Here is a 6,000-nt window from a genome sequence, read left to right as displayed (position 1 = left end):
AGTAGATCAGCTCCGGGTTGATCTCCTTGAGCGATTCATAGTCCAGCCCGTAAGCCGCGAGACCACCCACCTTGAAGTTCTCGATCAGGATGTCCGACTTGGCCGCCAGCTCACGCACCAGCGCCTGACCCTCCGGCCGCGTGAAGTCAATTGTCACCGACTCCTTATTGCGATTGGCCGACAGGTAATACGCCGCCTCACTGGTGTTCTCACCATAGGTATCCTTGAGGAAGGGTGGCCCCCAGGCGCGCGTATCGTCGCCGCTGCCCGGCCGCTCGACCTTGATCACCTCAGCCCCAAGGTCCGCAAGGATCTGCCCAGCCCAGGGGCCCGCCAGTACTCGAGATAAATCCAGCACCCGCAGGTGCGAAAGCGCGCCCATGCCGTGCTCCTATTAATAGAACGCCTGAAGACCGGTTTGCGCACGCCCCAGAATCAAGGCATGCACGTCATGAGTGCCCTCGTAGGTATTGACCACCTCAAGGTTGACCAGATGACGCGCCACTCCGAACTCGTCGGAAATCCCATTGCCACCCAACATGTCCCGGGCCATGCGTGCGATGTCCAGGGATTTGCCGCACGAGTTACGCTTCATGATCGAAGTGATCTCAACCGCCGCCGTGCCTTCATCCTTCATGCGCCCCAGACGCAGGCAACCCTGCAGAGCCAGAGTAATCTCGGTTTGCATGTCTGCCAGCTTCTTCTGGATCAACTGAGTTGCCGCCAGTGGACGGCCGAACTGATGGCGATCAAGCGTGTATTGGCGAGCGGTATGCCAGCAAAACTCGGCAGCCCCCAACGCCCCCCAGGAGATGCCATAGCGTGCAGAGTTCAAGCATGTGAAAGGCCCCTTCAAGCCACGCACATCCGGAAAGATGTTCTCTTCCGGCACGAACACGTTGTCCATCACGATTTCACCGGTGATGGAGGCGCGCAGCCCGACCTTGCCGTGAATCGCCGGAGCGCTCAAACCCTTCCAGCCTTTCTCCAGGACAAAGCCACGGATATCGCCGGCATCGTCCTTGCCCCACACAACAAACACATCCGCGATCGGGCTATTGGTGATCCACATCTTTGCGCCCGTCAGGCTGTAGCCACCTTCCACCTTGCGGGCGCGAGTAATCATCGCCCCCGGGTCGGAACCGTGGTTAGGCTCTGTCAGACCAAAACAACCGATCCACTCGCCAGAGGCCAACTTGGGCAGGTACTTCTGCTTCTGCGCCTCAGTGCCGAATTCATTGATCGGCACCATGACCAGTGACGACTGCACACTCATCATCGAACGATAGCCCGAGTCAACACGTTCCACTTCGCGTGCGATCAACCCATAGCTGACGTAATTCAAGCCACTGCCACCGTACTGCTCGGGAATCATCGCGCCGAGCAGGCCCGTCTCGCCCATCTCGCGGAAAATCGCAGGGTCTGTCTTTTCATGGCGGAAGGCCTCGAGCACACGCGGCGCCAACTTGTCCTGAGCAAATTGCTCAGCACTGTCGCGCACCATGCGCTCTTCTTCGGTGAGCTGCTGATCCAGCAGCAGTGGATCGATCCAGTTGAAGCTTGCCTTGCCAGCCATGAATAAGCCCTCGCGGAAGAAAACGGAAGTCGTGGAGCCAGCGTAGGCCCGCCATGCGCGTAGGGCAAACGAGGTTTCCGCATAGGGTTGTGCTAATTTCTCACTTCGAAGCAGCCAAAAATGGCGTATATGCGCCCTAGCAAGTGAGGACACGGTATATGCGCAGGAAAATTCCCAGTACCACCGCTTTGGTCAGTTTTGAAGCGGCAGCCCGCCACGAGAGCTTCACCAAGGCTGCGCAGGAGCTTTCGATCACTCAAGGCGCTATCTGTCGACAGATCGCCAGTCTCGAGGAGTTTTTAAGTGTCGAGCTGTTTCGCCGTTCACGGCGCGGGGTAAAGCTGACAGAGGCGGGTCTGTCGTATAGCCGTCGCGTGGCGACGCAACTGGATGCGGTGGAGCGCGATACGCTTTCCGTCATGGGCCAGCAGGGCGCCAACACCATCGAACTGGCCGTAGTCCCGACGTTCGGCACTCAATGGTTGATTCCTCGCCTCAAGGATTTCCAACGCCAGCACCCCGAGGTCACGGTCAACCTCACGAATCGAACGCGACCTTTCCTGTTTGCCGACACAGAGTTCGACGCCGCCATCTACTTCGGCGACGCCGACTGGTCCGGTACCGAATCCCACCGGCTGATGGGCGAAAATCCTGTACCCGTATGCAGCCCTCGGCTATTGGGTGACCGTGCGCAGTTCAGCGCCCAGGCGATTGCAGAACTGCCGCTCCTGCAGCAAACCACACGACCCTATGCCTGGCGCCAATGGTTCAACGCCCAACATTTGAACATCCCACGCGACATGACAGGCCCCCGTTACGAGCTATTCTCGATGTTGTCCCAAGCGGCCATGCATGACATGGGGATCGCGCTGATCCCCCCGTTCCTTATCCAGCGCGAACTGAACGATGGCCAATTGGTGATAGCAAGCCCCGAGGCGCTGAGCAGCACGAAGGCTTATTACCTGATGATTCCCGACAGAAAAGTCGAATCCGCTTCGTTGCACGCGTTCAGAGACTGGCTCATCGACCAGTCGCAACGCTACAGCTCCAATGTTTAAAGGCTAAAACCGCATTACTGACTTTGTAGTCAATCAACCTACAGTCCTACAGATGTATATATATGTCGCATTTAAACAGAGCGTATCTCAAAGGTAAAAATACAGCTGAAAGCCATTAATTACGTGGCTTAGAGCGACTATTGCAAGCCAATGACCGACCATTCACACCAACCATGCAAAAATATTGGAAAAGCGTGCAAAACCCTTTAAGCCTATGTATTTGAACAGCTTAATTCAGTGCATTGCGACAATCAGTCACAGGGTGACTTGTAGTTAATTTTTCGTCACCCATCATAATCCCTTGAAGGCCGTAAAGTTCGCCTGCAAAATGCCGCGCCCCGCTGTCATTTCAGCGGGATCGTGCTGATCGGCCGCCCCAGTTGCGCCACTCGCGGTGCACTGGCCTTTTTACAAAAAGATCAAAAGCAAAAAGATCATGCAGGAGATTTGACGTGCACATTGGTGTTCCTCTCGAAACCCAGACCGGTGAAACGCGGGTGGCTGCCACCCCGGAAACCATCAAGAAGCTGATCGGCCAGGGCCATAAGGTCACTGTACAAAGCGGAGCAGGCATCAAGGCCAGCATCGTCGACAGTGCGTATGAAACGGCAGGCGCGACCATTGGCAGTGCCAACGATGCGTTTGGCGCAGAGCTGATTCTCAAGGTGGTAGCCCCCAGCGACAGCGAGCTGACGCTGATCAAAAGTGGCACCGTGTTGGTCGGCATGCTCAATCCGTTCAGCAACGAAACCATTGCCAAGTTGGCCGAGCGCGGTATTACAGCCTTCGCCCTGGAAGCTGCACCGCGCACCTCGCGGGCCCAGAGCCTGGACGTGCTGTCCTCCCAGGCCAACATCGCCGGCTATAAGGCGGTACTGCTCGCCGCTCATCACTATCCGCGCTTCATGCCGATGCTGATGACCGCCGCGGGCACCGTCAAGGCTGCTCGCGTGCTGATCCTCGGCGCCGGTGTGGCGGGCTTGCAGGCCATCGCCACAGCGAAACGCCTGGGTGCCGTCATCGAAGCGTCCGACGTACGCCCGGCCGTAAAAGAGCAGATCGAGTCTCTCGGTGCCAAGTTCGTCGACGTGCCTTACGAAACCGACGAAGAACGTGAATGCGCCGTCGGCGTCGGCGGTTACGCTCGCCCGATGCCCACCAGTTGGATGCAACGCCAGGCCCTGGCTGTGCACGAACGCGCCAAGCAAGCTGACATCGTCATCACCACCGCCCTCATCCCAGGCCGTAAAGCTCCGACGTTGCTCAGCGCTGAAACCGTGGCACAGATGAAACCCGGCTCCGTGGTGATCGATCTCGCGGCCGCCCAAGGCGGCAACTGCCCGCTGACCGTCGCCGACCAAGTGGTCGTGGAAAATGGCGTGATCATCTGCGGCCCGACCAACCTGGCCGGTGCCGTCGCTGCCGACGCGTCAGCTTTGTATGCGCGCAACCTGCTGGACTTCCTGAAGCTGGTCTTCACCAAGGAAGGGCAGTTTGAAATCAACCTCGAAGACGACATCGTCGCCGCGTGCCTGATGTGCCGCGACGGCCAAGTCATCCGTAAAAACGCCTAGGCAGGGATTCAGACGATGGAAGAGCTTATCTCCCCCGGTATCTACAACCTGATCATCTTTGTGCTGGCGATTTATGTCGGTTACCACGTGGTCTGGAACGTCACACCCGCACTGCACACGCCGCTGATGGCGGTAACCAACGCGATTTCGGCGATTGTGATCGTCGGCGCCATGCTCGCCGCCGCACTCACCGTGACGCCCCTGGGCAAGACCATGGGCACCCTGGCCGTGGCCTTGGCAGCAGTGAACGTGTTCGGCGGTTTCCTGGTGACGCGCCGCATGCTCGAGATGTTCAAGAAGAAAGCCCCGAAAGCAAAAGAAGAGGCGCCTAAGTAATGAGCATGAATCTGGTTACGACGCTCTACTTGATCGCGTCGATCTGCTTTATCCAGGCCCTTAAAGGCCTGTCACACCCGACCACTTCGCGACGCGGCAACCTGTTCGGCATGCTCGGCATGGCGCTGGCGGTACTCACGACCGTGGGCTTAATCTATAAGCTCGGCGCTGAACTCGCCACTGCCGGTATCGGCTACGTGATTGTCGGTCTGCTGATCGGCGGCACCGCCGGTTCGATCATGGCCAAGCGCGTGGAAATGACCAAGATGCCGGAACTGGTCGCCTTCATGCACAGCATGATCGGCCTGGCTGCAGTGTTCATCGCCATTGCCGCCGTAGTCGAGCCGCAATCACTGGGCATCGTCAAACACCTGGGCGATTCGATCCCTGCCGGTAACCGCCTGGAACTGTTTCTTGGCGCAGCCATCGGTGCTATCACCTTCTCCGGTTCGGTGATTGCGTTCGGCAAGCTGTCGGGCAAGTACAAGTTCCGCCTGTTCCAGGGTGCACCGGTACAGTTCGGCGGCCAACACAAGTTGAACCTGGTGCTCGGCCTGCTGACACTGGGCTTGGGCCTGGCGTTTATGTTCACCGGCAACCTCACCGCCTTCGCGTTGATGCTGGCCCTGGCCTTCGTGCTCGGCGTGCTGATCATCATCCCGATTGGCGGCGCGGACATGCCCGTGGTTGTCTCGATGCTCAACAGCTACTCCGGCTGGGCGGCGGCGGGCATCGGTTTCTCGCTGAACAACTCGATGCTGATCATAGCCGGCTCTCTGGTGGGCTCCAGCGGCGCGATCCTGTCTTACATCATGTGCAAGGCGATGAACCGTTCCTTCTTTAATGTACTGCTCGGCGGTTTCGGCAATGCGCCGGATGCGGGCGCAGCAACGGGCTCAAAAGAAGCACGTCCGGTTAAGTCCGGCTCTGCGGACGATGCAACCTTCCTGCTGACCAACGCCGACACCGTGATCATCGTCCCGGGCTATGGCCTGGCGGTGGCGCGGGCGCAACACGCGCTCAAAGAACTGACCGAGAAGCTGACCCACCACGGCGTCACCGTTAAATATGCGATCCACCCAGTGGCAGGCCGCATGCCTGGACATATGAACGTCCTATTGGCGGAGGCCGAAGTGCCTTACGACCAGGTGTTCGAGATGGAAGACATCAACTCCGAGTTCGGCCAAGCCGACGTGGTGCTGGTGCTGGGCGCGAACGACGTGGTCAACCCGGCCGCCAAGAACGACCCGAACTCGCCGATTGCCGGCATGCCGATCCTCGAAGCGTTCAAAGCCAAGACCATCATCGTCAACAAGCGCTCGATGGCCAGTGGTTATGCTGGGCTGGATAACGAACTGTTCTACCTGGACAAGACCATGATGGTCTTCGGTGATGCCAAGAAGGTCATCGAAGACATGGTCAAAGCCGTCGAGTAACACTGCCTCAGCGCAATACT

General features: G+C 58.4%; 6 protein-coding genes (1 of these 6 only partly in view). 4 read left to right on the top strand and 2 right to left on the bottom strand.

Features of this window, described 5'->3' with window-relative positions:
* Both K5K89_RS01510 and K5K89_RS01505 read right to left on the bottom strand, forming a co-directional pair.
* Nucleotides 1-382: the 5' portion of a CaiB/BaiF CoA transferase family protein gene (locus K5K89_RS01510; protein ID WP_222540731.1), read on the bottom strand. It extends 839 nt beyond the left edge of the window; only the first 382 of its 1,221 coding nucleotides appear in the window; its start codon is at nucleotides 380-382; the stop codon falls past the left edge of the window.
* 12 nt (nucleotides 383-394) lie between these two features.
* Nucleotides 395-1,576, bottom strand: coding sequence for an acyl-CoA dehydrogenase (locus K5K89_RS01505; protein ID WP_003170842.1), 1,182 nt, complete (start codon nucleotides 1,574-1,576; stop codon nucleotides 395-397).
* 158 nt (nucleotides 1,577-1,734) lie between these two features.
* Here K5K89_RS01505 and K5K89_RS01500 point away from each other — a divergent pair, with 158 nt between their 5' ends.
* The 4 genes from K5K89_RS01500 (at nucleotide 1,735) to K5K89_RS01485 (ending at nucleotide 5,980) form a co-directional block, all read left to right on the top strand.
* On the top strand, nucleotides 1,735-2,634 hold the full coding sequence (locus K5K89_RS01500; RefSeq protein WP_071490972.1) for a LysR family transcriptional regulator: 900 nt from the start codon (nucleotides 1,735-1,737) through the stop codon (nucleotides 2,632-2,634).
* A gap of 452 nt (nucleotides 2,635-3,086) precedes the next feature.
* Nucleotides 3,087-4,208, top strand: coding sequence for a Re/Si-specific NAD(P)(+) transhydrogenase subunit alpha (locus K5K89_RS01495; RefSeq protein WP_222540730.1), 1,122 nt, complete (start codon nucleotides 3,087-3,089; stop codon nucleotides 4,206-4,208).
* Nucleotides 4,209-4,223: 15 nt separating this feature from the next.
* The gene (locus tag K5K89_RS01490; protein ID WP_003220416.1) at nucleotides 4,224-4,544 is read left to right on the top strand and encodes an NAD(P) transhydrogenase subunit alpha; all 321 of its coding nucleotides are present in this window, start codon (nucleotides 4,224-4,226) and stop codon (nucleotides 4,542-4,544) included.
* Complete coding sequence (locus tag K5K89_RS01485) at nucleotides 4,544-5,980, top strand: NAD(P)(+) transhydrogenase (Re/Si-specific) subunit beta (protein ID WP_071490970.1); 1,437 nt, start codon at nucleotides 4,544-4,546, stop codon at nucleotides 5,978-5,980. Before K5K89_RS01490 ends, K5K89_RS01485 begins: the two co-directional genes overlap by 1 nt.
* Nucleotides 5,981-6,000: the final 20 nt, after the last annotated feature.

The sequence above is a fragment of the Pseudomonas sp. DR208 genome (genome assembly GCF_019823005.1).
Taxonomy (GTDB): Bacteria; Pseudomonadota; Gammaproteobacteria; order Pseudomonadales; family Pseudomonadaceae; genus Aquipseudomonas; species Aquipseudomonas extremorientalis.
This window is presented reverse-complemented; position numbering and strand designations above follow the sequence as displayed.

Excerpts from the sequence above, each read along its gene's own strand:
- K5K89_RS01505 (WP_003170842.1), bottom strand. The coding sequence starts at position 1,576 with ATGGCTGGCAAGGCAAGCTTCAACTGGATCGATCCACTGCTGCTGGAT.
- K5K89_RS01500 (WP_071490972.1), top strand. The coding sequence starts at position 1,735 with ATGCGCAGGAAAATTCCCAGTACCACCGCTTTGGTCAGTTTTGAAGCG.
- K5K89_RS01490 (WP_003220416.1), top strand. The coding sequence starts at position 4,224 with ATGGAAGAGCTTATCTCCCCCGGTATCTACAACCTGATCATCTTTGTG.
- K5K89_RS01485 (WP_071490970.1), top strand. The coding sequence starts at position 4,544 with ATGAGCATGAATCTGGTTACGACGCTCTACTTGATCGCGTCGATCTGC.